Origin of the sequence: Flagellimonas marina, from assembly GCF_042651185.1 — a bacterium.
Classification (GTDB): Bacteria; Bacteroidota; Bacteroidia; order Flavobacteriales; family Flavobacteriaceae; genus Flagellimonas; species Flagellimonas marina.
The window spans coordinates 511,620-536,105 of record NZ_JBHSCL010000004.1; the positions used below are offsets into that span (position 1 = coordinate 511,620).

Annotated in this window: 26 protein-coding genes and 1 other RNA gene; 9 read left to right on the top strand and 18 right to left on the bottom strand. The window is 41.7% G+C overall.

From position 1 onward, the window contains the following. Positions 1-22 precede the first annotated feature (22 nt). Positions 23-1,186 carry a lipoprotein N-acyltransferase Lnb domain-containing protein gene (locus ACFOWS_RS05845; protein ID WP_379763015.1) on the bottom strand — a complete coding sequence of 388 codons (1,164 nt, stop codon included), beginning with the start codon at positions 1,184-1,186 and terminating at the stop codon, positions 23-25. 100 nt (positions 1,187-1,286) lie between these two features. On the opposite strand from ACFOWS_RS05845, the gene ACFOWS_RS05850 reads away from it, so the two are divergent. Together ACFOWS_RS05850 and ACFOWS_RS05855 are read left to right on the top strand one after the other, a co-directional pair. Further along, positions 1,287-2,018, top strand: a complete 732-nt coding sequence (locus ACFOWS_RS05850; RefSeq protein ID WP_379763016.1) for a CDP-alcohol phosphatidyltransferase family protein — start codon at positions 1,287-1,289, stop codon at positions 2,016-2,018. 4 nt (positions 2,019-2,022) lie between these two features. Then, positions 2,023-2,442, top strand: a complete 420-nt coding sequence (locus tag ACFOWS_RS05855; RefSeq protein WP_379763017.1) for a PH domain-containing protein — start codon at positions 2,023-2,025, stop codon at positions 2,440-2,442. Here ACFOWS_RS05855 and lptB read toward each other — a convergent pair. Genes lptB through ACFOWS_RS05875 form a run of 4 tightly spaced genes read right to left on the bottom strand, consistent with a single transcriptional unit; the run spans position 2,439 to position 5,384 of the window. Continuing rightward, positions 2,439-3,179, bottom strand: a complete 741-nt coding sequence (gene lptB, locus ACFOWS_RS05860; protein WP_207097074.1) for an LPS export ABC transporter ATP-binding protein — start codon at positions 3,177-3,179, stop codon at positions 2,439-2,441. The genes ACFOWS_RS05855 and lptB overlap by 4 nt on opposite strands. A gap of 57 nt (positions 3,180-3,236) precedes the next feature. After that, positions 3,237-3,590 carry a carboxymuconolactone decarboxylase family protein gene (locus ACFOWS_RS05865; protein ID WP_067033472.1) on the bottom strand — a complete coding sequence of 118 codons (354 nt, stop codon included), beginning with the start codon at positions 3,588-3,590 and terminating at the stop codon, positions 3,237-3,239. Continuing rightward, positions 3,577-4,419 carry a twin-arginine translocase subunit TatC gene (gene tatC / locus ACFOWS_RS05870; protein WP_379763019.1) on the bottom strand — a complete coding sequence of 281 codons (843 nt, stop codon included), beginning with the start codon at positions 4,417-4,419 and terminating at the stop codon, positions 3,577-3,579. Before tatC ends, ACFOWS_RS05865 begins: the two co-directional genes overlap by 14 nt. After that, the gene (locus tag ACFOWS_RS05875; protein ID WP_379763020.1) at positions 4,419-5,384 is read right to left on the bottom strand and encodes a KpsF/GutQ family sugar-phosphate isomerase; all 966 of its coding nucleotides are present in this window, start codon (positions 5,382-5,384) and stop codon (positions 4,419-4,421) included. The genes tatC and ACFOWS_RS05875 overlap by 1 nt, the downstream gene beginning before the upstream one ends. 186 nt (positions 5,385-5,570) lie before the next feature. On the opposite strand from ACFOWS_RS05875, the gene ACFOWS_RS05880 reads away from it, so the two are divergent. Then, complete coding sequence (locus ACFOWS_RS05880) at positions 5,571-7,772, top strand: RecQ family ATP-dependent DNA helicase (RefSeq protein WP_379763021.1); 2,202 nt, start codon at positions 5,571-5,573, stop codon at positions 7,770-7,772. Here ACFOWS_RS05880 and ACFOWS_RS05885 read toward each other — a convergent pair. The 4 genes from ACFOWS_RS05885 to ACFOWS_RS05900 all read right to left on the bottom strand — a co-directional run bounded on the left by ACFOWS_RS05885 (position 7,769) and on the right by ACFOWS_RS05900 (position 9,167). Continuing rightward, a complete protein-coding gene (locus ACFOWS_RS05885) occupies positions 7,769-8,164 on the bottom strand; it encodes a DUF2752 domain-containing protein (protein ID WP_379763022.1) in 396 nt (131 codons plus the stop codon). The two genes, ACFOWS_RS05880 and ACFOWS_RS05885, sit on opposite strands and share 4 nt — an antisense overlap. Then, on the bottom strand, positions 8,151-8,435 hold the full coding sequence (locus ACFOWS_RS05890) for a CD225/dispanin family protein (protein WP_366587851.1): 285 nt from the start codon (positions 8,433-8,435) through the stop codon (positions 8,151-8,153). The genes ACFOWS_RS05885 and ACFOWS_RS05890 overlap by 14 nt, the downstream gene beginning before the upstream one ends. 66 nt (positions 8,436-8,501) lie before the next feature. Beyond that, positions 8,502-8,834: a CCC motif membrane protein gene (locus ACFOWS_RS05895; protein ID WP_379763023.1), complete on the bottom strand. Its 333-nt coding sequence runs from the start codon at positions 8,832-8,834 to the stop codon at positions 8,502-8,504. A 15-nt stretch (positions 8,835-8,849) separates the two neighbouring features. After that, positions 8,850-9,167 carry a DUF2752 domain-containing protein gene (locus ACFOWS_RS05900; RefSeq protein WP_379763024.1) on the bottom strand — a complete coding sequence of 106 codons (318 nt, stop codon included), beginning with the start codon at positions 9,165-9,167 and terminating at the stop codon, positions 8,850-8,852. Positions 9,168-9,243: 76 nt separating this feature from the next. Between ACFOWS_RS05900 and ACFOWS_RS05905 the strand changes: the two genes are divergently transcribed. Further along, positions 9,244-9,786, top strand: a complete 543-nt coding sequence (locus ACFOWS_RS05905; protein WP_379763025.1) for a Smr/MutS family protein — start codon at positions 9,244-9,246, stop codon at positions 9,784-9,786. Between the two features lie 2 nt (positions 9,787-9,788). On the opposite strand, the gene ACFOWS_RS05910 is transcribed toward ACFOWS_RS05905, so the two are convergent. Next, positions 9,789-10,316 carry a hypothetical protein gene (locus ACFOWS_RS05910; protein ID WP_379763026.1) on the bottom strand — a complete coding sequence of 176 codons (528 nt, stop codon included), beginning with the start codon at positions 10,314-10,316 and terminating at the stop codon, positions 9,789-9,791. Positions 10,317-10,426: 110 nt separating this feature from the next. Here ACFOWS_RS05910 and ACFOWS_RS05915 point away from each other — a divergent pair, with 110 nt between their 5' ends. Beyond that, the gene (locus ACFOWS_RS05915; protein WP_379763027.1) at positions 10,427-11,575 is read left to right on the top strand and encodes a cysteine desulfurase family protein; all 1,149 of its coding nucleotides are present in this window, start codon (positions 10,427-10,429) and stop codon (positions 11,573-11,575) included. A gap of 1 nt (position 11,576) precedes the next feature. Here the strand turns inward: ACFOWS_RS05915 and ACFOWS_RS05920 are convergent, their stop codons facing one another. The 3 genes from ACFOWS_RS05920 to ACFOWS_RS05930 are packed head-to-tail and all read right to left on the bottom strand — an operon-like array spanning position 11,577 to position 16,404. Next, positions 11,577-12,230 (bottom strand): hypothetical protein, encoded by a 654-nt coding sequence (locus ACFOWS_RS05920; RefSeq protein ID WP_379763028.1) that lies wholly within the window; start codon positions 12,228-12,230, stop codon positions 11,577-11,579. A gap of 9 nt (positions 12,231-12,239) precedes the next feature. Next, on the bottom strand, positions 12,240-14,705 hold the full coding sequence (locus ACFOWS_RS05925) for a TonB-dependent receptor (RefSeq protein WP_379764486.1): 2,466 nt from the start codon (positions 14,703-14,705) through the stop codon (positions 12,240-12,242). 7 nt (positions 14,706-14,712) lie between these two features. Then, positions 14,713-16,404, bottom strand: a complete 1,692-nt coding sequence (locus tag ACFOWS_RS05930) for a M23 family metallopeptidase (protein ID WP_379763029.1) — start codon at positions 16,402-16,404, stop codon at positions 14,713-14,715. A 168-nt stretch (positions 16,405-16,572) separates the two neighbouring features. On the opposite strand from ACFOWS_RS05930, the gene ACFOWS_RS05935 reads away from it, so the two are divergent. From ACFOWS_RS05935 to rny, 4 genes are all read left to right on the top strand, one after another. Further along, positions 16,573-16,863: a hypothetical protein gene (locus ACFOWS_RS05935; protein WP_366587873.1), complete on the top strand. Its 291-nt coding sequence runs from the start codon at positions 16,573-16,575 to the stop codon at positions 16,861-16,863. A 13-nt stretch (positions 16,864-16,876) separates the two neighbouring features. Continuing rightward, positions 16,877-17,170, top strand: coding sequence for a cell division protein ZapA (locus tag ACFOWS_RS05940; protein ID WP_366587875.1), 294 nt, complete (start codon positions 16,877-16,879; stop codon positions 17,168-17,170). Between the two features lie 55 nt (positions 17,171-17,225). Next, a non-coding RNA gene (gene ssrS / locus ACFOWS_RS05945) (6S RNA) lies at positions 17,226-17,335 on the top strand. Positions 17,336-17,387: 52 nt separating this feature from the next. Next, complete coding sequence (rny, locus tag ACFOWS_RS05950) at positions 17,388-18,959, top strand: ribonuclease Y (protein ID WP_379763030.1); 1,572 nt, start codon at positions 17,388-17,390, stop codon at positions 18,957-18,959. A 3-nt stretch (positions 18,960-18,962) separates the two neighbouring features. On the opposite strand, the gene ACFOWS_RS05955 is transcribed toward rny, so the two are convergent. The 5 genes from ACFOWS_RS05955 to ACFOWS_RS05975 all read right to left on the bottom strand — a co-directional run bounded on the left by ACFOWS_RS05955 (position 18,963) and on the right by ACFOWS_RS05975 (position 24,473). Continuing rightward, positions 18,963-19,787 (bottom strand): class I SAM-dependent methyltransferase, encoded by an 825-nt coding sequence (locus ACFOWS_RS05955; RefSeq protein WP_379763031.1) that lies wholly within the window; start codon positions 19,785-19,787, stop codon positions 18,963-18,965. Between the two features lie 43 nt (positions 19,788-19,830). Then, complete coding sequence (locus ACFOWS_RS05960) at positions 19,831-20,460, bottom strand: cation transporter (RefSeq protein WP_379763032.1); 630 nt, start codon at positions 20,458-20,460, stop codon at positions 19,831-19,833. Positions 20,461-20,533: 73 nt separating this feature from the next. Then, positions 20,534-22,588 carry a DUF349 domain-containing protein gene (locus tag ACFOWS_RS05965; protein ID WP_379763033.1) on the bottom strand — a complete coding sequence of 685 codons (2,055 nt, stop codon included), beginning with the start codon at positions 22,586-22,588 and terminating at the stop codon, positions 20,534-20,536. A 141-nt stretch (positions 22,589-22,729) separates the two neighbouring features. Continuing rightward, positions 22,730-23,482 (bottom strand): shikimate dehydrogenase family protein, encoded by a 753-nt coding sequence (locus ACFOWS_RS05970; RefSeq protein ID WP_379763034.1) that lies wholly within the window; start codon positions 23,480-23,482, stop codon positions 22,730-22,732. Next, on the bottom strand, positions 23,436-24,473 hold the full coding sequence (locus ACFOWS_RS05975; protein WP_379763035.1) for a DUF368 domain-containing protein: 1,038 nt from the start codon (positions 24,471-24,473) through the stop codon (positions 23,436-23,438). Before ACFOWS_RS05975 ends, ACFOWS_RS05970 begins: the two co-directional genes overlap by 47 nt. Between the last annotated feature and the right edge of the window lie 13 nt (positions 24,474-24,486).

Consider the following 24,486-nt stretch of genomic DNA (forward strand, 5'->3'; position numbering starts at 1 on the left):
GGTAATCAATTAATTGCCAATTCTACAATTTGGAATATAGAATTAGATAAATGTATCGGACGGCCAAGGTCAAAAGTAAGGGAATCACTACGAGTGAAAAAATCTGTACGTGGAATATCCACAGCACCACCATTAATCCTATAAGGCCCAACATAGCGTACATGTATTTCGGAGACCAGTCAGGTAACTTGTCGTCAAATACGAAGATAAAAGCCACAATGGCATTGAGCGGAAAGGCCCATAGTACATTAAAGTTGTTCGGGGTAGAGGTATGGTCGGTGGCCAACCAGAGAAACAGCAAAAATATTCCAATCAAACCTGTGATGAGAAACAACGAAAAGTCCAACCATCGACTTCTTACCTTGTGTTTGTAATCGAAATAGGTGACAATACCTGTAAAAATCAAGAGTAATATAAACCAGAACAGTGGTGTAAGGGGGAAAAAATGCTGTTTTGTATGCTCAGCATAATCCAAGATGGTCCGCTCTCGTTTCAACAAAGGTTTTCCGTCTTTTGTGGTATGCCGTATTTGAACCATGGCGTAATAGGGTAGGAACATGTGTTCTTGCACGGTTGCGGTTCTGTCTACTTTAGACCCGAAGGCTAAATCAATACCAAACATGGACCATGAATTGGTATCAAGAAACTGCCTTACCAGTTGTCTAAAACTATAGCGTTCTTCCAAATGGGAATCTTCAAAAACAATGGTATCGCCATATTGTTGTTTTAAAATGGTTCCTGTAATGCTGGAGCAATTGTTCAATAACGGGTCGTATAGATAATCTCGATTTTGAGGCAGGTAATTTTCTTCAAAGAAAGCGAGCATCTGGTTTCTTTCTTCTAGGGTTAGGTCAAAAATTTGTTCTTTGACCCATCTTTTTTCCAACTCATACTCAAAAAGGAAATCATCAAAACTTCTACGTGAGAGCGAATAGATCATTCGACCTTTAACAAAATTGAGGTAGAAATTGGGTTGGTTAAAATCAAAGGTTCCGTAGTTGTAGACAACATCGACACCCAAAACGGGATCCTGAACGCGAAACGCACTGTGTCCAAAGGCGTAATATAATTCATCACCAGCTGCACACGTGAGCAGACTTATTTGGGATTTCTCTGAAAGTTGTGGTGCTTGGGAAAATGCCCAAGATCCAACCAAGAGTATGATGAGGAAAAGCCTTTGTCTCATTTTTATTGTTGTCTCGCAAATATCAGAATAAATACAATGCAGCCGAATATCAAAATTCAACAGTTTGTTTTTTCTCTTATTTTTACGGAAACCGAACTTTATGAAGTCCTATATTCCCAATTTGCTAACCTTGTTCAATGTTTTTAGTGGTTGTGTGGCCACTGTTTTTGCCGTGCTTAACCATTTGGAACTGGCAGTGCTCTTTGTGTTCATCGGCATATTTTTTGATTTTTTTGATGGATTGGCCGCAAGAGCCCTTAAAGTCCAGAGTGAAGTTGGGGTGCAGTTGGATTCTTTGGCCGATGTGATTACCAGTGGATTGGTGCCTGGTATTGTTATGTTTCAATTGTTGAATATGGCCGAACGCGGCGGATGGAACCTCGGCTTTTTTGGACATGATGATGAAATGACCGTATTACCGTTTTTTGGATTCTTGATTACACTTGCTTCTGCATACCGATTAGCCAAGTTCAATGTGGATGAAAATCAGGTTTCTTCGTTCAGGGGATTGCCTACACCGGCCAATGCACTATTGATTCTTTCACTTCCTTTGATTTTGCTGTACCACAACAATGAAGTGTTGAGCAATATAATTCTTAATCAATGGTTTTTGATGGGCTTAACGGTGGTTAGTGCCTATTTACTGAATTCTTCCATTGAACTTTTCGCTTTAAAATTCAAGAATTGGAGTTTTAAGGATAATGGGGTTAAGTATCTGTTCTTGATTGGAAGTTTGGTGATGCTATTGACCTTAAAGTTTTTGGCTATTCCCTTGATTATTATTTTCTATATTCTTGCGTCAGTACTTATTCCTAAAAAAGGTGGAAAATAAACAAATGAAGGTATATCCTTCAAAAGTAGGATGGGGGTTACTTGTACTCGTGCTTGTGAGCTTTGGAGTAGGTATCTATTTTACTTTTGAAGCCGGGAAGTGGATTGATTTCGCCATACAAATAGGCATTTTACTTGTTGTAGTTCTTCTTTTCAATTCAATATCATACAAAATCGATGACAAGAATTTGGTAGTAAAAACATTCTTTTGGTTCAAAAAGGAAATACCTGTTGATTCCATTACCGGAATAGTGGAAACGAATACCTTGATATCAGCACCAGCCGCATCATTGGACCGTTTAGAGGTACTTTACGGAAAATACAAAAGTGTTATCATCTCCCCAAAAGATAAGATGGGGTTTATTGAACATTTAAAATTGCTGTCACCTTCAATAGTGGTAAAAATGAAGAAGAGAAAGGATTAAAAATCCAACTTCTTTTTGCGGAGCTCGAAGTTTTGCCCCAAATATACTTTACGAACCATTTCATCCACCGCCAGTTCCTCTGGAACACCTGCTTTTAGGATGCCACCTTCAAACATTAAATAGGAGCGTTCGGTAATGGCCAAGGTTTCCTGTACATTGTGGTCGGTAATCAAAATACCGATGTTTTTGTTCTTCAATTGGGCCACAATGCGCTGAATATCCTCCACGGCAACAGGGTCAACTCCAGCAAAAGGCTCATCCAATAAGATGAATTTAGGGTCAGTGGCAAGGGCACGCGCGATTTCGGTACGCCGTCGTTCCCCTCCCGATAATAGGTCACCACGGTTCTTACGAATATGTCCCAGACCAAACTCGTCAATGAGCGATTCCATTTTCATGTGTTGCTCTTTCTTACTCAAATTGGTCAACTGGAGGACACTGAGAATGTTTTTTTCAATACTCAACTTACGAAAAACGGAAGCCTCCTGTGCTAAATAGCCAATACCGTTCTGTGCTCTTTTGTACATGGGGAAAGAAGTAATGTCCATCTTGTCCAAATAGATGTTACCCCCATTGGGCTTTATCAGCCCCACGATCATATAAAATGAGGTAGTTTTTCCGGCTCCGTTTGGACCCAAAAGCCCTACAATTTCCCCTTGATTAACCTCAAGCGATATACCCTTAACAACTTTTCGGCCGCGGTAGGCCTTCATGATATTTTCTGCGCGTAGCTTCATAGGAATTTGCCAAAACTAAACATATTCTCCTTCAACAAAAGGGTCTTTGGGATTTTTTTAAGCTTCGTTTTCTTCCAAGGCTTCCCAAAATTCATAGGCTCGGCGTAGATGGGGAACCACAATGGTACCGCCCACCAAAGTAGCGATGCCCAAAGTTTCCATGACCTCCTCTTTGTTGGCGCCTGCTTTTTTGGAGCTTTCCAGATGGTATTTTACGCAGTCGTCACAGCGGAGTACTGCTGAGGCTACCAATCCTAAAAGTTCCTTGGTTTTTACGTCCAAGGCTCCTGCCATATAGGCGTTGGTGTCCAAATTGAAAATGCGTTTAATGAGCTTATTGTTGTCAGCTAACAGCTTCTCGTTCATTTTAGAACGATACGCATTGAATTCGTCTACTTTATGGTTTGGCATTTTTTCTCTCTTTTTCTTTTTTAGCCTCTCGTTTTACCACTATTTTGGAAATGTAGATGCTTATTTGGTACAGAATCAGTACTGGAATGGCCACCACAATCTGACTGGTAATATCTGGTGGGGTAATGATTGCAGAGAGAATCAAAACAATTACCAATGCAATCTTCCGATACTTTCTAAGAATTTCTGGGGTGACCAATCCCACTTTGGTCAGGAAGAAAATGACAATGGGCAATTCAAACATAATTCCGCAGGCAATAACCGCCGCACGCACAGTGCCAATATAAGAAGCTAGGTCAATCTCATTGTTTACTACATCACTGACTTGGTAGGTGCCCAAAAAGTTGATGGATAGAGGGGCAACCACATAGTATCCGAAGAGCACTCCAAGGAAAAACAAAATCGAAGCAGTGAAAATAAATCCTCTGGAATATTTTCGTTCCTTTTCGTAAAGACCTGGACTTATAAATCGCCATATTTCCCACAAAATGTAAGGAAAACCAATGATTACACCTGCCCAGATTGAGGTCCAGATATGGGCCGAAAACTGACCGGCCATCAACCTACTCTGTATGGTAAACGGAAGCTCATCGCCGCAAAACTCGGAATCAATTCCAAAAGAAGTTGCAATGTTGCAAAAGAAGCGATAGGTGGGGAAATCCATGCTCTTTGGGCCAAAAATAATCCCAAAGACAAAGTCTTTCATTACAAATGCAACGCAGGCAATTATGACTATTGCCAAAGTAGACCGAATTAAATGCCACCGTAATTCTTCCAAATGGTCCAAAAAGGACATTTCATCTGGATTTTTCTTATTCTTTTTTGCCATTATAGGATTCCCTCATTTATAAGGTTATGGATGTGGACCACACCGGCATAGTTCCCATTCTCAAATGCCAACAGCTGTGAAATCCCACTTTCCTGAAGTTTTTTTAATGCTTTTACGGCCAAGGTATCCACGTCAACTGTTTTTGGATTGGAGGTCATAATATCCTGCGCGGTCAGTCCACTAATATTGTCATATTTACTGAGCATTCTACGGATATCCCCATCGGTGACCACACCTACCACTTTTCCTTCTTTCATCACGGCGGTTACCCCCAGCATTTTTTCAGAAATTTCTACAATAACCTCCTTAACACTTGTATTGACATCGACCTGCGGTTTTTGGTTGTTCACCACAATGTCCGCCACCCGTAAATATAGTTTTTTGCCCAATGCCCCGCCGGGGTGGTATTTGGCAAAATCAGCACTGCTGAAACCTCTCAATTCCAACAGGCATATGGCAAGGGCATCACCCATGGCCATCTGTGCCGAAGTACTGGTAGTTGGTGCAAGATCATTGGGGCATGCCTCCTTTTCCACAAAGGTGCTCAGGACAAAATCGGCCTGTTTGGCCAAAATGGAGTCCATGTTTCCGGTAATCCCGATTAATTTGTTTTTGGCAATTTTTATCAGCGGAAGCAATGCCTTTATCTCTGCGGTATTGCCACTTTTGGAAAGGCACACCACCACATCGTTTTCCTGAATGGTTCCCAAATCACCGTGAATTGCATCCGCAGCATGCATAAAAGAGGCGGGTGTTCCAGTGGAGTTTAGGGTAGCTACAATTTTTGAGGCCACAATGGCACTTTTCCCAACACCCGAAACCACAACTCTTCCCTTGCATTCCAATATATATTGTACAGCATGGGCAAATTGGTCGTCAAGCTGGTCAATCAAGTTGAAGATGGCCTTGCTTTCAATCTCAAGGGTTCTTTTGGCGATGGATAAAATAGACTTGGCGTCGTTCAAGGTAATAAACAGATTATCTAATTGTATTCCTAAAAGAATGTCTTATATTTAAGATTACAAAACTAATCAAACTATCTTTTATGTACTATTATGGAAGATAGAATACTTCCTACTTTTGATTGATGTAAAAAATATGAGCTTCAACTACCTTTGGAGGTGGCTTACAATAAATTGAAAAATGCGGAAATGAGTTTGACGGATACCGATTTACATGCTTCCCTGAAAAAATATTTTGGTTTCTCAAAGTTTAAAGGGCTACAGGAAAAAGTAATTCAGAATATACTTGACAATAAAGATACATTTGTAATAATGCCCACCGGAGGTGGAAAATCCCTTTGTTACCAGCTCCCGGCCATTATGAAAGATGGTACGGCCATTGTGGTCTCTCCTTTGATTGCCTTAATGAAGAATCAGGTGGATGCCATTCGGGGCATCTCCGAACAGACAGGTATAGCCCATGTGTTGAATTCTTCCCTCACCAAGACCGAGGTAAGGCAAGTGAAGGAAGACGTGGCCAACGGTGTTACTAAACTTTTGTATGTGGCCCCTGAATCCCTCACCAAAGAGGAGAATGTGGAGTTTTTACGAAATGTGACCCTTTCTTTTGTGGCGGTGGATGAAGCACACTGTATCTCGGAATGGGGACATGATTTTAGGCCGGAATACCGAAACCTTAAAGGCATCATTAACAGGTTGGGAGATGATATTCCCATTATTGGACTCACCGCAACGGCTACGCCAAAAGTTCAGGAGGACATCATTAAAAATTTGGGCATGACGGACGCCAAGGTGTTTAAGGCATCCTTTAATCGACCTAATTTGTTCTACGAGGTAAGACCCAAGACCCAGAATGTGGATGCCGATATTATTCGTTTTGTAAAACAGAATCAAGGGAAATCAGGCATTATTTATTGCTTAAGCCGAAAACGGGTGGAGGAATTGGCCCAAGTACTTCAAGTCAATGGGATTAGTGCCGTGCCTTACCACGCTGGTTTTGATGCGAAAACCCGATCAAAGTATCAGGATATGTTCTTGATGGAAGAAGTGGACGTTGTTGTGGCTACCATTGCTTTTGGTATGGGTATTGATAAACCAGATGTTCGTTTTGTTATCCATCATGATATTCCCAAGAGCATTGAAAGTTATTATCAAGAAACAGGTAGAGCCGGAAGAGATGGGGGCGAGGGACATTGTTTGGCCTTCTATGCCTATAAAGATGTGGAAAAACTGGAAAAGTTCATGTCCGGTAAACCTGTGGCCGAGCAAGAAATTGGTAACGCATTATTGCAGGAAATTGTGGCCTATGCCGAGACTTCCATTTCCCGTAGAAAGTTCATTCTCCATTATTTTGGAGAAGACTTTGACGCAGTCAATGGTGAAGGTGCCGATATGGATGATAATTCTCGAAATCCAAAGCCTAAAGAAGAGGCCAAGGATGAGGTAGTGAAACTATTGAGTGTTGTGCGTGATACCAATGAGAAATTCAAGACCAAGGAAATTGTCCGCATTTTGGTAGGTAAGACCAACGCCATGATATCTTCCCATAAAACCGATGAAAAGGAATTTTTTGGTAGTGGTGCCGGGAAGGATAAAATGTATTGGATGGCCTTGACCAGGCAGGTTTTGGTGGCTGGACTGCTGAAAAAAGAGATTGAGCGTTATGGCATCCTTCATCTGACCAAAGCGGGAGAGGACTTTCTCAAAAATCCAGAATCCTTCCAGATGACGAAGGACCACGAGTATACTCAAGAAGGCACAGATGCTGTGGTAACTGCTGGTAAGTCTGGTGGGGCTGTTGCAGACGAAAACCTGCTCAAATTACTCAAAGACCTTCGCAAAAGGGAAGCTAAAAAATTGGGGATGCCACCATTTGTAGTATTTCAGGACCCTTCTTTGGAGGATATGTCACTCAAGTATCCCATCACCATGGATGAACTCCTCAATATTCAAGGTGTTGGGGAAGGAAAGGCCAAAAAATATGGGAAACCCTTCATTGGTCTAATTGCGCAATATGTGGATGAGAATGACATCGTCCGCCCTGATGACCTTGTGGTAAAGAGCACGGGGGCCAATTCGGCTTTAAAACTCTATGTGATCCAAAGCGTGGACAGAAAACTGCCGTTGGACGATATTGCTTCGGCAAAGGGATTGGAGCTGCCCGAACTTATCAAAGAAATGGAGCAGATTGTATTCAGTGGCACAAAACTCAATATTGGGTATTGGATTGATGAGATTTTGGATGAGGATCAGCAAGAGGAAATCCACGACTATTTTTTGGAAGCAGACACCGATTCCATTTCAGATGCCGTTGAAGAGTTTGAGGGCGATTATGAAGATGAAGAACTAAGACTATACCGTCTAAAATTCATTAGCGAAGTGGCCAATTAAGGGGCCAAATATTCAAACGGATACATTTTTAAGTTCCGAAGGAACATAAAGAGCAGCACTATGATCAATACGATAATGGGTGCGTATCTATAATTCAAGAAACTTTTGGTTTTGAGTACCTTGGCCTTTACAAGCCCATGTTGTACAATCACAAAAAGCGCAGGTATCAAAAGTAAATTGTGACTAATGGCTTCCCCAAAACGAAAATGGAGCAAGTCATGGATGGCCCTTTGACTTCCACATCCAGAGCAATAAATCCCTAAATATTGATAGGAAGGACACTTCGGAAAGAACAGCCCTTTTTCGGGATTAAAGGAAAAATAAAGGAGTATTGCCAAAACTGACAATACTCCCAATCCTATGAGCAATACCGATTTTTTAATAGTTGGCATTTGCTAGACCGCCCAAGAGTGCAAAGCCAAAGATGGCAAAATAGACAATCCATATCAACGCGGCAGCACCTAACCCGATTAGGGCCCACATCTTCGCGTTTTTTGATGCGCTTTCTGCTTCTGCATATTCACCCCTTGCATAATGTTCATTTACTTTGGAAGCGTAAATGATACTGGCTATTCCCGTAGCGATACAGCAGAAAATGGTGCTTAAAATGGCCAACACCATATAGTTGTTTGGCTTTGGCGGCATGTTTTGGTTGTTTTCCATTGGTTGTATATGTTATTGATGTTATGTGATGAAAATATTCAATTTTCCAAAATTCAGTAAAGCAATTTATTGTCCAAATAAGTCTTCCAGTGCCTCACGCAGTGCTTCAGGATCTTGCATGGTATCCCATCCAAATGTGGTATAGATCCAAGCAATGTATGCAATAAACAGGAGATTAAGGACTATTCCAATAATGGCCAAAATTCTACCGGTCTTTACATTTTGTACACCGTCATACATTTCTGGGTTGGCGGCATGTAGTTTTAAAGCGCTATTGGCCAAAACCATTGCGATGATGCCAAAAATCAACCCAAGAATACCATAACAACAACAGGTTACAATGGAAACAATACCAAAGATTAGTATGAGCGTTGCATTAGGGAGTTTTTGTCGTTCCATAATTTATTTTTTTGGTTAAAAAAGTATGTTCATTTTTATTAAGTAGCTTACGATTATGGCTCCAGCCGTGGTAAGCATGAGAATCAATTTTATTTGGTCGGCAAATTTGAATTTGACAAAAATGTTCAAAATCAAAAAAAACAATAATGATACTATGGGGTATATGGCAGGGTACATTTTCAACGCCTCCAAAAATTCACCTTGCAATAACAGATGCGCTGAACGCTGTATTCCACAACCCGGACATTCTACCCCAAAAAATTTTTTGTTGAGACAGGGCAGCATATAGTCGTTTGCACTGAGAAAAAAAATGGTTGGTTGTAAGTACATCATCACTATAACAGTCAAGAAAAATACTATTATTTTTGTTTATGGGATTAACTTTTCAAGATTTTTTTAGTAGAGATGTATGAGCGGGATTGCAGTAGGGGATAAGGTTGAAGTACTGGACGAGGCCATTTCTGGCCGGGTGGAATCCATAGATGGCATCATAGTCACTTTGGTCACTCCTGAAGGTTTCCCCATGAAATATCCCATTAAAGAGTTGGTGAAGGTGGAAAAAGGGATCAAAGTCTCCAATTATGAAGTGATTCAGGTGAAAAAAGAAAAGGAACAACCCAAGAAAAGGAAAGCGCCGACCATAAAGCCAAAAGAACGTAATGCTCCCAAAATGGAGGTGGACCTGCACATTCACCAATTGGTGAAATCAAGCAAGGGCCTCAGTAATTTTGATATGCTCAATATTCAACTTGAAACGGCCAAGCGGCAATTGGACTTCGCCATTGAAAAACGCATCCAAAAAGTTGTTTTTATTCATGGTGTGGGAGAAGGAATCCTAAAAGAAGAGCTCTATTACCTTTTTAAAAAGTATGACAACCTGAAGTTTTATGATGCCGAGTACCAAAAATATGGATTGGGTGCTACGGAGGTCTATATTTTTCAGAATGGGTAGTTCTATTCCGCTGGTGCGGGTATGGCGGTGCTTACCTCGCCAAACTCACTGATGGTAAGGTCAGTAATCCGTTCATCCGTATCCGTCACAAAGGAAATCCCGCTCAACTGAATGGTATGCACAAACTCGGTATTGTCTTCGTTGGCAACAGTTTGAATGATTACAGTGCCATCCTCGGCTTCAATTTCATCCACCACCGTAGGTTCGGTAGTAGGGATGGCATCACAGAAGTAATTTTTGGTGACACCATCAGAAAAAATTCGGTACGTAACTTGCGATTGACTGGGAACTGAACTTTCAGTGATGATCGTCTCCCCAACGACACCCTTGTTCAATACACCACTTTGAAGCTCTAAAATTAAGGCCTCGTCATCATTTATTTTGAACATGATATTTTTCACGCTCGTTTGTGGTGCCGTGCAAAACTGAATGGCAACGCTATCAAAATCAATAGTCTCAATTTGTAGGTCGCCATCACTGCAAGAAAACAGTATCCCTGCCAAGAGGGACAAAAAGAAATATTTTCCCATGCGCCAAATTTAAAGCAATTCCAATTTAATAGCCCAATCCAGATGAATACTTTAAAAGAAATTAACTTTATTTCCCGTATTTTTGAACCCTCAAAAAACAACTGCAGCCCATGCAAAAAGTGTATCTGGACAATGCGGCAACCACACAGGTAAGGGATGAAGTCATTGCAAAAATGCAAGAGGCCCTGGCTTTGTACTACGGAAATCCATCCTCTACCCATAGTTTTGGAAGGTCAGCAAAGACCGCAGTGGAAAAAGCAAGAAAAACCATTGCCAAAACCTTGAATGCACAACCATCAGAAATTATTTTCACCTCCGGTGGAACCGAGGCGGACAACATGATTTTACGTTGTGCGGTTCGTGATTTGGGTGTGAAAACCTTGATTACTTCCAAAATTGAACACCATGCCGTGCTGCATACGGCAGAAGAATTGGAAAAGGAATATGGCATTTCGCTCAAGTTTGTGGGGCTGGATGCAGATGGAAACCCTGACTTGAATCATTTGCAAACCTTGTTGACCAAAGATGATTCTAAAAAACTGGTCAGTTTAATGCATGTGAACAATGAGATAGGGAATATCATCGATATTAAATCCATTGGAAAGCTATGTCATGAACATGGAGCACTTTTTCACTCAGATACAGTGCAATCCATTGGACATTACCCTTGGGATGTACAAACCGTACCGGTAGATTTTATGACGGCGGCTGCACACAAATTCCATGGTCCAAAAGGTATTGGGTTTGCTTTTATCCGTAAAAACTCTGGTTTGAAACCCTTGATTTTTGGAGGCTCTCAAGAGCGTGGTTTTAGGGCCGGTACGGAACCTTTCCATAATATTGTTGGATTGGAGGAAGCTTTTGTGCAAGCTTATGAACATCTAGATGAAGAGATTAAAACTATTAAGGAATTGAAGCACTATTTCATCGAAAAGGTAAAGCAAGAAATTCCAGGTGCGGTTTTCAATGGACTTTCTGCGGATTTAGAGAAAAGCACCTATACGTTGGTCAATGTGCGCTTACCTTTTGATAAGCAAAAAGGATTGATGCTCTTGTTTCATTTGGATATGAAGGGCATTGCCTGTTCCAAAGGAAGTGCATGTCAATCCGGAAGCAATTTGGGATCTCATGTGCTTACGGAAATACTGCCAGAAGAGGAGTTGGAAAAACCTTCTTTGCGCTTTTCATTCTCCATGTTCAATACCAAGGAAGAACTGGACTATACCGTTCAGGTGCTCAAGGAATTTGCCGAAAGCTAAATTATCCGTCCTTGTTCTTTCGTTTTTTCTCCTTGTCGTAGGGAAATTTACGGGAAGCCGTTTTCATCATTTTATCGATGAGTTCGTTGGTGTTTTTGCCGGTTTTTTTGGAGATTTCGTTTTCGTATTTCCACAGCAATTTTCCCGTTTCACCATCACTGATTTTCACACCAATTCGCCCGTAGTTGGCATCCCCACTAAAATAATCGAGCAGGTTGAAATCCGTGGGAACACCTTCAGAAAGTAGAATGTTCAGGTTGAGGTTCCCACTAATGATTCCGTCAACATCAAGAATCTTGCACAACTCTTGGGTGGTGTGGATATCGATATTATCGTAGGTGATATTGTTTTGGGCCAGAATGGCATTGGTGTTTACAATGTTCTGGAAGTCCACATTGAACTTTTTGCGCTTCTTCCGCTTTGAAAAATAAGTTTCCAATGCGTTCTGAACGGCGTATCCTTCGCGTTCGGCCAACACGCGCAACTCATCACGGTCAACCACCTCTTTCAGTTCCAAATGGGCAATAAAGGGCATAATGGCCAACACTTCATGCTCATCGGTAAGCTCATCAAACTTTCTGTTCTCATAAATGTTTTTCTGGGCCGATACCAAGGCAACGGTCAAAAACACAATCATGGAAACGACTTTCTTCATGGATTTTATTTAAAAACGCACTCCAAACTTTACATTGAGAATACGCCCTGTTAAAAAGTTGGGCACGGCAAACTGGGTTTGGGTATCTACATCCCGCACCCATGTATTGGTAATGGAATTCTGGTTGTTGAACATATTAAAAATTTCAAAACCAACACTGAATTCCTTGAACCTGTGGAGCCAATGTCCCTTGGGGTGTTTATTTTTTTCGTCTGCAAAAATATAGGAAATTCCCATATCGGCCCTTCTATAATCTCTTAATCTATTCTGAAAATTATAGGGGTCTGCGTAATTGGGACTTCCGCCTGGTACCCCTGTGTTGTATACTAGGTTTAGGTAAAGCCTAACGTTGGGTATGCTGGGCACATAATCCTGAAAAAGTACGGCAAACTTAAAGCGTTGGTCGGTTGGTCTTGAAATATTTCCGCGATTGTCCCAGTTTTCCTCTGTTTTAAGGTAGCCCAAGCTAACCCATGACTGTGTGCCGGGCACAAAAGCCCCGGTTAATCTAAAATCAAAGCCAAGCGCATAGGCCGTGGCGTTGTTTTGGGCGGCATACCGAATACGGACATCTTCAACGGTATAGGGATTCACGTTGGTCATATCTTTGTAATACGCTTCGCTGATAAGCGTAAACGGCCTGTCCCAAAGCGTAAAACTATATTCGCTTCCCAATACATAATGGGTTGATTTTTGCGCCTCTACATTCGGGTTGATGTTGCCATTGCTGTCACGAAGCTCCCTATAAAATGGAGGTTGTTGGTAACTTCCAATGGCCAAACGGAACAGCATATCATTTTTCCAGTTGGGTTTAATGGAAAATTGTCCCCTTGGACTAAATAGGGTTTGGGCATTTTTCTCAAACCCATCTCCTTTTAACACCCAATGGTGCGCCCTCATTCCCAAATTAAAATAGATATCGTGTTCGCCCCATTTGGTGTGCTTGGCATATTGCAAAAAACCGGATAATCTATTGGTTTGGGCATCGTTGATGGCTTGAACACTTTCATAGGGTAAAATATCCCCGGTAAAGGGTTCTTCCGGCTGATTGTTTACCAATTCTGAATTTGGTGGACGGATGATATAACCGGCCGAGTCGATGAATTCAGATTCGCGAAAGCGATCATTGATATCCTCATGGGTGAATTTTGCCCCCCATTCCAATACCTTTCCCTTTTTGGCAACTTTGCCCCTATGGGAAACATTGAAAATTAAAGCGTCCAATTGGTTTCTTGCGCGGTTGAATTGTGAACCGATACCCCGTGGGTTAACCACTTCGCCCAAGGTTTCACTGCCAAGATTGGTATCTACTTCTCCCAGCTCATAAGAGGCAATTACATCAGAATATTCTTGTTCTTGGGTATGGTAGGTTGATGCAATGAACTCAAGCTTTGTATGGTCGTTGGGAAATAAATCGGCCTTTAATGCACCCAATGTGTTGGTGTATTTGTTTCGTTCCCGTCCTTGATAGAAGACCAAAAGTGCCCTAGGATCATTCAAGGTGCCAAAATTAGTTTGACGCGTCAAGGGCTCATTGGTGTAATCGTTAATTGAGAATGTCCGAAGAAAGTTAAGATGGAACTTTTCTGAAAACCGGTAGGTGAGATGACTTTGAATGTCCAAAAATCTGGGGTTGAAATTGCCCTGGGTCTGCAAACTGTTTAAGAAAAGGCCATTATTTCGGTATCGTGCGCCGGAAATACTGGTGAATTTTTTGTTCTTGGAAATGGTTTCCAGGCTTCCACTGGCACCTAACAAACTTCCATCTGCCCGCAACTCAAATGAGGTAGGGGTCTTGTAGGTAATGTCCAAAACCGAGGATAGTTTGTCACCATATTTGGCTTGAAACCCTCCTGCTGAGAATTGTAAGTCAGAAATCAAGTCGCTGTTCACAAAACTCAACCCTTCCTGCTGGGCAGACCGAATCAGAAACGAGCGATAGACTTCAATACCATTGACATACACCAAGTTTTCATCAAAATTGCCACCACGGACATTGTATTGGGTACTCAACTCATTGTTGAAGGAAACCCCCGGCAACAACTTTAAAATGTTTTCCACTCCTGCATTGGCCCCTGGGATTTTTCGGGCTATTTCTGGAGGGATCGTAGTAATCCCGTCAACGCTTTTTCTTCCAGTTGCCGAAACATCCACCCCCGCAATTTGAATGGCATCCGTTTTCATCACCGGGTTGAACTCAAAGGTTTCGTTTGAGGTCAATATCAAGTTTTGTAAGACCACATCGGCATGGCCAATATGGGAAAAGCTGATGGTGTTGGGAACATCGGCCACAAGTTCCAGGACATAATTGCCATTTTCATCCGAAACCGTTCCCAAATTCTCTGAAGAAATATTGACGTTGGCGATGGGTTCGTTGTTTTCATCTAGAATGGTCCCCAGAACAGTCGCGGTCTGACCCTGAAGAACGGTAGCCCATAGCAGTAAAATGAAAAGGTTTATGGGCTTTGACTGGATCAATAGGTTATTTTCTAAAAAAGGTACTGGTAAAAGTACTACTGTTGCCTACATTGTCTGTAACGATGACTTCAAGCTCGCATTGTGCTTCATCTACGATATTATCATCAAAATTATAAGTGATGGTATTGGTCTTGGGCTCGTACTCCATTAGAATCCATTTTCCGTTCAATGTGGCTCTATAGGTGTCAATTCCACTTAAATCGTCTGATATCTCCAAGCTCAAATAGCTGTAATTGCTCAGCCATTGCTTCTCTTTGAAGTTTTTAGGGGTTATGGTAGGGGCAACACTGTCCCTTGCCAAGGTATAGACCCCAAGGTTCCGGGTTCGGGTGGTAAAGGCCCCATCCCTTTTATAGGTGGTGGCATAGGAGGGCCTAAGGCGGTCGTCCAGCCTAGCGATGAACAATTGTTTTCTTTCTTCCAAGGGATATTGCGAGGGGTCAAAACTGATTGTAAAGTTTCGGTGCGCTGGCACGCTATTGTCATGGATGGTAACCGTGTCCTTGCCTTTCTTTAGGTTGATATAAAAATCTTCATAAAACGTATTGGCAGGAAAATACACTTTGGCAGCCCCTAAATCAAAATTATTGGGTTTGCTGGCGATGATAAAATTTTCTGTTGTTGCTTCTTCTTTTTTGATTTTTGGAATTTCCCGCTTACCCTCCACGGGAATGACCAATTTGGTTTCGTTTCCTGCGATGTCCGAGATAAGAATCTCAACGGAGTAGGACATACCCTCTTCCACATCTATTTTACCATTATTATAGAGTTCTTTATAGATGCCCAAGAAATTGTAAGGCTCCTTAAAACATTTTTGGATACGCTCCCTATATTTTCCAAAATAACCATAATCAATCAGGGTATTGATGTAGCGGGTCTCCCCAAATGAGAATGTTTCAAAATCAAATTCGGTGTATACCCTGCCATTCACCGTTTGCTTCACCGAATACACCCCATTTTTATTGGCGGCCATGTCCAAACGGTCAAAACTATTGATTCCGAATCCGATGGTCCCTACCGCATTGACCTTATCAGCCAAAAACGAACCATCGGGTTGACGGGTGAAGTTGAGCTGTATCATTTTAGCGCTTTGGTTCACCACTGCATCTTCGGACAACGGATATCCATATAACCCGAGTAGGGTTGGATTGGTGGCATCCCTAACATCATAGCCATAGAGCAGGGGGTTGGTAGGTTTTTCGGTCACACTGCTTCTGATTTCAAAATGGAGATGGGGGCCTGCTGAGCTGCCAGAATTTCCAGTGTATGCAATGATACTGCCCTTTGCCACTTTTAATTCTCCATAATCGGGAAAAGCCTCCACTTCATAAGACTGTTTGGTGTATTGTATTTTTTTGATGTACTCCTCTATTTCGGGACCAAACTTTCTAAGGTGGGCATACACCGAAGTGTAGCCATTGGGGTGCGCTACGTACAACGCCTTACCATAGCCCCAGTGAGAAATTTTTATCCGGGTAACGGTCCCGTCTGCAATGGCGTAAACGGGCAACCCTTCCCTTTGCTGGGTTTTTATGTCCATTCCAGCATGAAAATGATTAGAACGCAGTTCACCAAAAGTACCGGCCAGTACCAGTGGAATATCCAATGGGGGTTGAAACACGCCTTGGGGATATTTTTCTTGGGCAGAAAGCTTAAAAACCATTAAAAAAATAACTCCAAAAATAGTACGGCGCATAGTCAATTCTGTTATGGTTTACGAAAATAACCAATGTTTTTATTTGTAAAAAGAGATTTAAGATACGTTACAGAACTTAAACCAAGACTTTAAGAATATATACGAAAACTATTGCGAGGTTACCCAAGGATGGTTAACTTTGTATCATACGCATTGATGTTTGCAATTATGGGCGAACTAGTTGAGATTGTTGATTCTCTGGAGAACAAGGTTAGCAAACTGCTGCACAAAATGGAATTGATGCATCAGGCCAATGCCAAGTTAAAGGAAGAATTGAACCTCGCCAAAGAGGAGAACAAAGTTCAGCAGAACGCCGTGTTGGAATGGGAAGAAAAGTACAATTCCTTAAAAATGGCAAGCTCAATGCTGGGTGGTAATACTAGCAAAACAGAAGCTAAGCTCAAAATAAATACACTAATTCGTGAATTGGATATTTGTATAGCCAAATTAGCGGATTAGACTGACCGAAATTATGGATGAGAAGCTCAAAATAAAGCTTTCCATTGCTGACAGGGTGTATCCGTTGACGATAGACCCAAAGCAGGAAGAAGGATTGCGTAAAGCGGCCAAGAACATTGAAAATCTGGCCAAAAAATTTGAGCAAAACTATGCGGTTAGGGACAAACAGGATGTTCTGGCCATGTGTGCCCTTCAGTTTGCCTCTAAAATTGAGCAAGGCGGTATAGACCGCACGGAAGGTGCCAAAGCTGCTTTCGATCGCCTAAAGGCGTTGGACGATTTGGTACATTCCAAACTCGGGGAATAAGTTCTTTTAAATAAAATTATTGTTACTGCCCACATTGGTAATTATTTTTTGACAAACTCAACACTATAACAATTAGAAAGGGTGAGTTTAAGTTGTAAAAGCAGGCCCTACATGTATAGGGATCCTTGAGCAGCTTGTTAGCCCTAAACCTGTAATTAGGAGTTTGTACAAAACTTCAATCAATGTGGGCTTTTTTTATAACCAAATATAATTCAACATGGATACTATCATAGTAATTGTCGTAGCAGCTGTTGTAGGATTAGCGATAGGATTTGCAATAGCCAAGATGATGGAGAAGGGAAAGGCTACAAAGACCATTGCAAATGCCAAAAAAGAAGCAGCGAGCATTATAAATGAAGCAAAGAAGGAAGGGGAGAGCATTAAGAAAGACAAGATATTTCAAGCCAAGGAAAAATTCTTGGAGCTGAAGGCGGAACATGAAAAGGTTATCATCAATAAGGATAAAAAGATAGGCGAGGCCGAAAAACGCACTAGAGATAAAGAGTCCCAAGTGAGCAGCGAACTGGCCAAAAACAAAAAGCTTAACGATCAGTTGGAGCAGCAAATCAAGGAGGTCAATTACAAAAGTGAAATCCTTGACAAGAAACAATCCGAAGTTGAAAAACTACATAAAAGTCAAGTACAACAATTGGAGGTTATATCTGGACTGTCCGCCGAAGATGCCAAGAGTCAGTTGCTTGAATCTTTGAAAGAAACGGCAAAAACAGATGCAATGGCCTACATGCAGAGCACGCTGGAGGAAGCAAAGCTTACCGCTCAACAGGAGGCACGCAAGATTGTGATCAATACCATTCAGCGCATCGGAACCGAAGAAGCCGTTGAAAATTGCGTTTCTGTGTTCAATTTGGAATCTGACGACGTAAAAGGACGTATCATTGGTCGCGAAGGACGAAACATTCGCGCCCTTGAATCTGCCACTGGTGTTGAGATTATTGTAGATGATACCCCAGAAGCCATTATTCTTTCTTGTTTTGATTCAGTTCGAAGAGAAGTGGCCCGACTTTCCTTGCACCGCTTGGTGACCGATGGGCGAATCCATCCTGCGCGAATTGAAGAAATTGTAAAAAAGACCGAAAAACAAATCAATGAGGAGATTGCCGAAATCGGAAAACGTACCGTCATCGATTTGGGCATCCATGGATTGCATCCAGAATTGATCAAAGCTGTGGGACGAATGAAATATCGCTCCTCTTATGGACAAAACTTATTGCAACACTCTCGCGAAGTGGCCAAACTCTGTGGTGTGATGGCCGCCGAATTAGGGCTGAATCCAAAATTGGCCAAGCGCGCCGGATTGCTGCACGACATTGGAAAAGTACCCATGGCCGAGGTTGAGGTTGAAACCCCCCACGCCATTTTAGGAATGCAATGGGCACAAAAATATGGTGAAAAGGCCGAGGTCTGCAATGCCATTGGAGCCCACCATGATGAAATAGAAATGACCACCTTGATTTCACCCATTGTTCAAGTATGTGATGCTATCAGTGGTGCACGTCCCGGAGCAAGAAGACAAGTCTTGGATTCCTACATTCAAAGACTGAAGGATTTGGAAGATATTGCCTTTGGGTTCAACGGGGTTCAAAAAGCGTATGCTATTCAGGCAGGTAGAGAGCTTCGTGTGATTGTGGAAAGTGAAAAGGTGAGTGACGACAAAGCTGCGGAGCTTTCTTTTGAGATTTCACAAAAAATACAAACTGATATGACCTACCCCGGTCAAGTAAAAGTTACTGTAATTCGTGAGACCCGTTCCGTGAACGTGGCCAAGTAGGATTTACTTTTGGTAAACTCCACTCTCCAGCATCAATAGTCCTTTTTCTAAATGGGCCAATAAATTGGTGAGTTTTGGAATCGTGGAGTCGCCCATCAGCACATTCAACCCTAATTTGGGTGGTCCGGATGCTTTGACTTTGGCCAATAATAATTTAAAAAAATCAATCCCTGCTGTAGTCTGATCTTGTTTAGAGATGGATTTCAACCCTAAGCCTTCAACAATTTGGGCCATCTCATTATTTTTTATGAGAAAACTCATGGGTTCTTGTGAGGCCCATGGCATGGGGTACAAAACATTTCCATCATTTTTTCGAAAGATGTCATAATACAAAAAATGACCTCCGGGTTTTAAAACCCTGTGAGCTTCACTATAAAAGGCATTCTTGTCAGGAATGTTCATTTGAACATGTTGTGTCCAGACTACATCAAAGGAATTGCCCTCAAAAGGAAGGTCCATGGCACTTCCCTGCACAAAAAAGGTTTTGTCTTCTAATCCCACCAGTTTGGAAAGTGCATTGGCCGTACGAACAAATTCTGGGCTTAAATCAATTCCAGTGGCCGTACAGTTGTATTCGTCAGCGAGCATTCGGCATGGCCCTCCAATACCACTGCCCATGTCAAGTATCGTTTTACCTTCAATGGGAATGGTTTTCGCCAGTTCTTTGGAAACTGTAGCGCCTCGCACATGAAATTCATCAACACCTGCTATATCTTCGCGCTTTATTTGGGTTATATCCAGATTTTGTTTTTCAAGACGGGTCAAAATTTCTTCAAACAAGCCGTCTTTGTGATAATGTTCTGCTATTTTTTGGTCAACATGGTTCATTGTACTCTACTATTTGGTATTGGTAGTGAAATTCTTCTTGCTCTTACTCACAGCCGCAATATTTCTCGCTATTGGCTTTTTCAAAACACTCTTTTCCCTCATGAAAGGCAAAATAGGAAAGGGCTAGGGTGCCAATACTATCAATATAGCCAATGCCCCAAAGTTCATAGATGCCGCTGCTTACCAATAGAATTATGGACATATATACACAGACCAGTGTACAATTGGCATCGGCAAGAATAGGGGCGGAGTCCAGTTCTTTACCTATCTTTCTTTTTCCCATGACTAAAGCCCACATCACCAAAATGGAAATTATGGAAATGACCACGCCCCAAAATGTGGCCAGTGGCTTGTGTCCTGTCCATATATTGTAAAGGCTTGTAGCTACCAAGGCAACTACCAAAGCGTAAAATGCAAAGCCGGTGATTCTTAAAGCGGTTTGCTCAAAGTTATCTCGATTGCTATCGGGTCGTCTTTGGATGCGTACAATCATATGGGCAATCCCGAGGCCAGAAATGACCTCAATAAAACTATCCGCACCGAACCCGAACAGGGCCAAACTTTCGTCTTCAAATCCAAGGTAGGTGGAAATCAATCCTTCCAGAATGTTGTATATAATGGTGAAAACAGCTAGTCCGAAGGCGATTCGATAATATTTTCCGGTAGCTGTCATTTTGGAATCCATTTACATTTGAATGCTCAAGAGAAACAGAAAACGGAAATCCGCAAGTGGTAAGGAAGTTGGTTTATTCTTCTTCAGAGCTGCCATCCTCCTCAGCTTCTCTATTTAGTTTGTTTTCGAGGATATTCAGTTTCTTGAGTTTTTCCTTCCATGTTTGAAGGGCCTCTTTCTGTTTATTGATGTTATTGATCACCTCCTTGACCAATGGATTGTCCTCAGAGTCATCCGAGAAGAACTGCAAATTGTTTTCCAATTGACGTATCTCCGACTTACTGTCGTTGATTTTCCTTCGAATAAAGACCCTTTCGTTCCCAATGGCGCGGTTGTCTTCTGTTTTGGCAAGTTCTTGAACCTTGTTGCCGTATTTGAGCAATTCGGATTCTTGCTTGCTTACACCAACTTTTTTGAACAGGGCATCAATGATTTTGTTGAACTTGCCATTAATGTGTTTTTTGTTGTACGGAATCCGTCCGTATTGCTTCCACTCATCCAAAAATTCTTTGATGGCTGCTAAATCTTTCTTTTTATCGCCGCTTAATTGAAAGGCTTTTAAGCGTTCCAGACAACTGTTCTTTTTTTCAAAATTCTCGTACTCTTCTTTATGGGCGTCGTTCTTTTCAGCGTGCAAACGGTCAAAATAGTGGTTACATGCATTCTTGAACTCATGCCAAATTTTATCAGAGTACTTTCGGGGCACATGGCCTATTTTCTTCCAATCGCTTTGGATACGTTTCATCTGCGGCGTAACGGTAGCCCAATCATCACTATCTTTCAAGGACACGGCCAACTCCAGTAATTCTCTTTTCTTTTCAAGATTGTTGTGCTGTTCCTTTTTTTGGTTTTTATAGAAGGCATTCTTATTCCGATTAAATTTTCGGACAACTTCTTTAAAGGAACCCCATGTTTCTTCATTTACTTTTTGAGGAACCTTGCCTGCCTTAAAAAAGGAATCGCGTAGAGCCTCTACCTCCTTGATTTGCTGTTGAATTCCTCTATGGTTATCGGCAACACTCCCTGCAATTTTGGCAATATCGGCAATGATTTCCTGTTTTTTCTCCAGATTCTTTTCGTAGACTTTTTCCAGTTCTTGAAAATGTTCTTGTCTACGTTGGTGCATGGCCTTGGTAGCATTGCTGAAACGCTCCCAAATTTCTTCCCGCTGTTCTTTGGCCACGGGGCCTATATCTTCCTTCCAGATTTTATGAAGGGTCTGGAGTTCTCGGAATGCTTTGCCTAAATCGGGCTCATCGGCCAAGGCTTCGGCACGCTCCACCAATTTTTGTTTCTCTTCAAGATTATGTTTAAAGTCCAGATCGCGCAGCTCGCGGTTCAAGTGCAAAAAATCATAAAAGATTTCCATGTGGTGGTGGTAGGTCCGCCAAACATCATTATAGCTGCTCCTCGGAACGGGACCCGCATTTTTCCAGTTTTCTTGAAGCTCCTTAAAATTCTTGTATGTAGTATTGATATCCTCTTCAACATCGATGAGCCCTTTCAATTGCTCAATGATATGAAGTCGATTCTGAAGGTTACTTTTTAGGTTTTGTTCCAGTTGCTTGTAGTAATGATCCCGTTTTTCACGATAATCACTGTACACTTCATTGAACTGTCTTTTGGCAACCGAATTATACCTGAAATCTATTTCGTTTCCGCCTTTGGATACAAACTCTTCTTTTTTGTGCTCCAAAAACTCCTGAAACTTTTGGTCGAACTCGTATTTAATGGAGCTTACATGCTTATGGATGGCCTGTACTTTTTCATTTTTGACCAACCGTTGTAGTTCGCCCACAAGATTCTCTATGGACATAGCATGGTAGTCCAGCATGGGGATGTAATGCCGCTTTTCATTATCGGCATCCTCTGCATCCTCTGCGTTGGATTCATCTATTTCATCAATGGCTTCGTTGGACTCGTCTTTGGTGGAAGCTTTATCCGCTTCATCCTTGGATTCGGGCGGGGCGCTGTTTTCTGTTTTGGTTTCTTCCGTATTTTCGGCTACAGCGGCATCGGACTCGTTTGGTTCAGAAATGGGGCTTTCTTCCAATGGAGTCTTGGTGTTGTCCGATATTTGCTCAGTACCACCTTCAGCTTGCTGAAGTTTATGATCATTTTCCTGCATTAGTAGTCTCCTTTCCTTTGGATTGATGATAATTATAGCCAATTTAACAACTAAATTACCTAATAACAAAAGTATTGAATCTTCTTTTGTGCTGGATTTTTAATGTACAGACAGGTGAAAATGATATATTGGTCGCCGTTTTTAAGGGGTGTTCCAAATTTCCCAAGCCTTTTCAGCTTGCCCCAACAGCATTTCCAATCCATTTGAAATGGTGGCGCCATTGGCTTCGCCAAGAGCCAGAAATGTAGTTTTTTCAGGATTATAGATCAAATCGAAGAGAAGGTGCTTACTTCCAATATGTTGATAAGGTACATCTGGTTTATTGTCAGTATTAGGGTGGGTGCCAAGCGGCGTACAATTGATGATTACGGTGTATTCTTCCATAATCTCTTTAGTGAGATCTCCGTAGGTAAATTGATTCTTCTGTGGAGTTCGGGAGACGTAGGCACGGTCAATGCCCAATTCGTCCAGCACAAAACAAATGGCTTTTGAGGCTCCCCCAGTCCCCAAAACCAATGCTTTTTTATGATGGGGTTTCAGAAATTTCTGGAGAGCTTCCTTAAATCCATAGGCATCTGTATTGAAGCCTTTGAGACCATTGTCAACGAATTTTATGGTATTCACTGCACCAATTTTGGACGCCTTTGCATCCAGTTCATCCAAGAAGGGGATGACATCCTGCTTATAGGGAATGGTAACGTTGAGACCTTTGAGATTGGCCTCTGCCAACACCGATTTAAATTCAGAAATATCCGGTATATCAAAGTTTTCATAACTGTGGTCGTTCAATCCCAGTTGTTCAAATTTTTTGGTAAAATATCCTTGAGAGAAGGAATATGAAATGTTTTTACCGAGCAGCCCGTATCTGTTTTCTTTCTTTTCTGTTTTTCCCATACCAATCCAGTAGCAATAATACCAAAATTCCCAAAATCACAAAAAGAACAGCCCACCAAGTTTCGGCATGTCCAAAATCGGGAAAGTAACGCTCATAGTTGCGAACAATTTTATCTCCATTTGAATCCAAAATAGGGTTGCCCATTTCGTCCATTTTGTACATGGTCCGTTTCCAAGGCCATAATACGCCCAATGAGCCTGTAATAAACCCTAAAATGACCGCTGTGGCCGTGGCCTTATAGTGTTTGAGGACATAGCTCAGTAGATGTGAGAAAGTTACAAGTCCCGTGGCGGAGCCCAACGTGAAAATACCCAGGATTTTTAGAGTTTGTACGCGTTCAGTATTTTCAACAAAGCTAAAATCACCCGAAAAGATTTCGGAAAAGGTGTCATACAGAGCGTTGACGGAATCAACCAAAAGCAGCACATAATTCCCTAACAAAATCAGAATAAACGAACCTGAAAGCCCCGGAAGTGTCATTCCAGAAACACTGATGATACCACAGAAAAAAATAAAGAACAAATTGTCATTTTCTCTGGCAGGACTCAAAAAACTGATGGATACACCAATAATCAATCCCAAAATCCCAAAGGGAATGGTCCGCTTGTTCCACGAATCATAATCTTTGCCAATGTAGTAGATTGAGCCCAAAATCATTCCAAAGAAAGTGGCCCAAACAAATAGCTCATTGCGGTCCAAAAAATAATCGAGGATTCGGGAAACGCTGAAATAACTCACCAACATGCCAAAGATGAGCAATATTAAAAATTGAGCATTGGTATATTGGTAAAAACTCTTGAATCGTCCATTGAAGAGCAGTTTTATTGCTTTGGAATTGAGTTTTTGTAGGGAGTAGATGAATTCTTCATAAAAACCACCCACAAAGGCAACAATACCACCCGAAACACCGGGAACTTTATTGGCCGCACCCATACAAAGGCCCTTTATCACCAAAAAGAAATTATCCAGAAATGATCTTGGTTGATGCATGTGGCCAATAGAG

Coding starts and splice junctions, on each gene's coding strand:
- ACFOWS_RS05865 (WP_067033472.1), bottom strand. CDS start 3,590: ATGCCAAACCATAAAGTAGACGAATTCAATGCGTATCGTTCTAAAATG.
- tatC (WP_379763019.1), bottom strand. CDS start 4,419: ATGGCAAAAAAGAATAAGAAAAATCCAGATGAAATGTCCTTTTTGGAC.
- ACFOWS_RS05845 (WP_379763015.1), bottom strand. CDS start 1,186: ATGAGACAAAGGCTTTTCCTCATCATACTCTTGGTTGGATCTTGGGCA.
- ACFOWS_RS05955 (WP_379763031.1), bottom strand. CDS start 19,787: ATGAACCATGTTGACCAAAAAATAGCAGAACATTATCACAAAGACGGC.
- ACFOWS_RS05890 (WP_366587851.1), bottom strand. CDS start 8,435: ATGGAAAACAACCAAAACATGCCGCCAAAGCCAAACAACTATATGGTG.
- ACFOWS_RS05965 (WP_379763033.1), bottom strand. CDS start 22,588: ATGCAGGAAAATGATCATAAACTTCAGCAAGCTGAAGGTGGTACTGAG.
- ACFOWS_RS05900 (WP_379763024.1), bottom strand. CDS start 9,167: ATGATGTACTTACAACCAACCATTTTTTTTCTCAGTGCAAACGACTAT.
- ACFOWS_RS05935 (WP_366587873.1), top strand. CDS start 16,573: ATGGGCGAACTAGTTGAGATTGTTGATTCTCTGGAGAACAAGGTTAGC.
- ACFOWS_RS05850 (WP_379763016.1), top strand. CDS start 1,287: ATGAAGTCCTATATTCCCAATTTGCTAACCTTGTTCAATGTTTTTAGT.
- ACFOWS_RS05960 (WP_379763032.1), bottom strand. CDS start 20,460: ATGACAGCTACCGGAAAATATTATCGAATCGCCTTCGGACTAGCTGTT.
- ACFOWS_RS05895 (WP_379763023.1), bottom strand. CDS start 8,834: ATGGAACGACAAAAACTCCCTAATGCAACGCTCATACTAATCTTTGGT.
- ACFOWS_RS05855 (WP_379763017.1), top strand. CDS start 2,023: ATGAAGGTATATCCTTCAAAAGTAGGATGGGGGTTACTTGTACTCGTG.
- ACFOWS_RS05975 (WP_379763035.1), bottom strand. CDS start 24,473: ATGCATCAACCAAGATCATTTCTGGATAATTTCTTTTTGGTGATAAAG.
- ACFOWS_RS05885 (WP_379763022.1), bottom strand. CDS start 8,164: ATGCCAACTATTAAAAAATCGGTATTGCTCATAGGATTGGGAGTATTG.
- ACFOWS_RS05905 (WP_379763025.1), top strand. CDS start 9,244: ATGAGCGGGATTGCAGTAGGGGATAAGGTTGAAGTACTGGACGAGGCC.
- lptB (WP_207097074.1), bottom strand. CDS start 3,179: ATGAAGCTACGCGCAGAAAATATCATGAAGGCCTACCGCGGCCGAAAA.
- ACFOWS_RS05910 (WP_379763026.1), bottom strand. CDS start 10,316: ATGGGAAAATATTTCTTTTTGTCCCTCTTGGCAGGGATACTGTTTTCT.
- ACFOWS_RS05930 (WP_379763029.1), bottom strand. CDS start 16,404: ATGCGCCGTACTATTTTTGGAGTTATTTTTTTAATGGTTTTTAAGCTT.
- ACFOWS_RS05880 (WP_379763021.1), top strand. CDS start 5,571: ATGAGTTTGACGGATACCGATTTACATGCTTCCCTGAAAAAATATTTT.
- ACFOWS_RS05915 (WP_379763027.1), top strand. CDS start 10,427: ATGCAAAAAGTGTATCTGGACAATGCGGCAACCACACAGGTAAGGGAT.
- rny (WP_379763030.1), top strand. CDS start 17,388: ATGGATACTATCATAGTAATTGTCGTAGCAGCTGTTGTAGGATTAGCG.
- ACFOWS_RS05920 (WP_379763028.1), bottom strand. CDS start 12,230: ATGAAGAAAGTCGTTTCCATGATTGTGTTTTTGACCGTTGCCTTGGTA.
- ACFOWS_RS05970 (WP_379763034.1), bottom strand. CDS start 23,482: ATGGGAAAAACAGAAAAGAAAGAAAACAGATACGGGCTGCTCGGTAAA.
- ACFOWS_RS05940 (WP_366587875.1), top strand. CDS start 16,877: ATGGATGAGAAGCTCAAAATAAAGCTTTCCATTGCTGACAGGGTGTAT.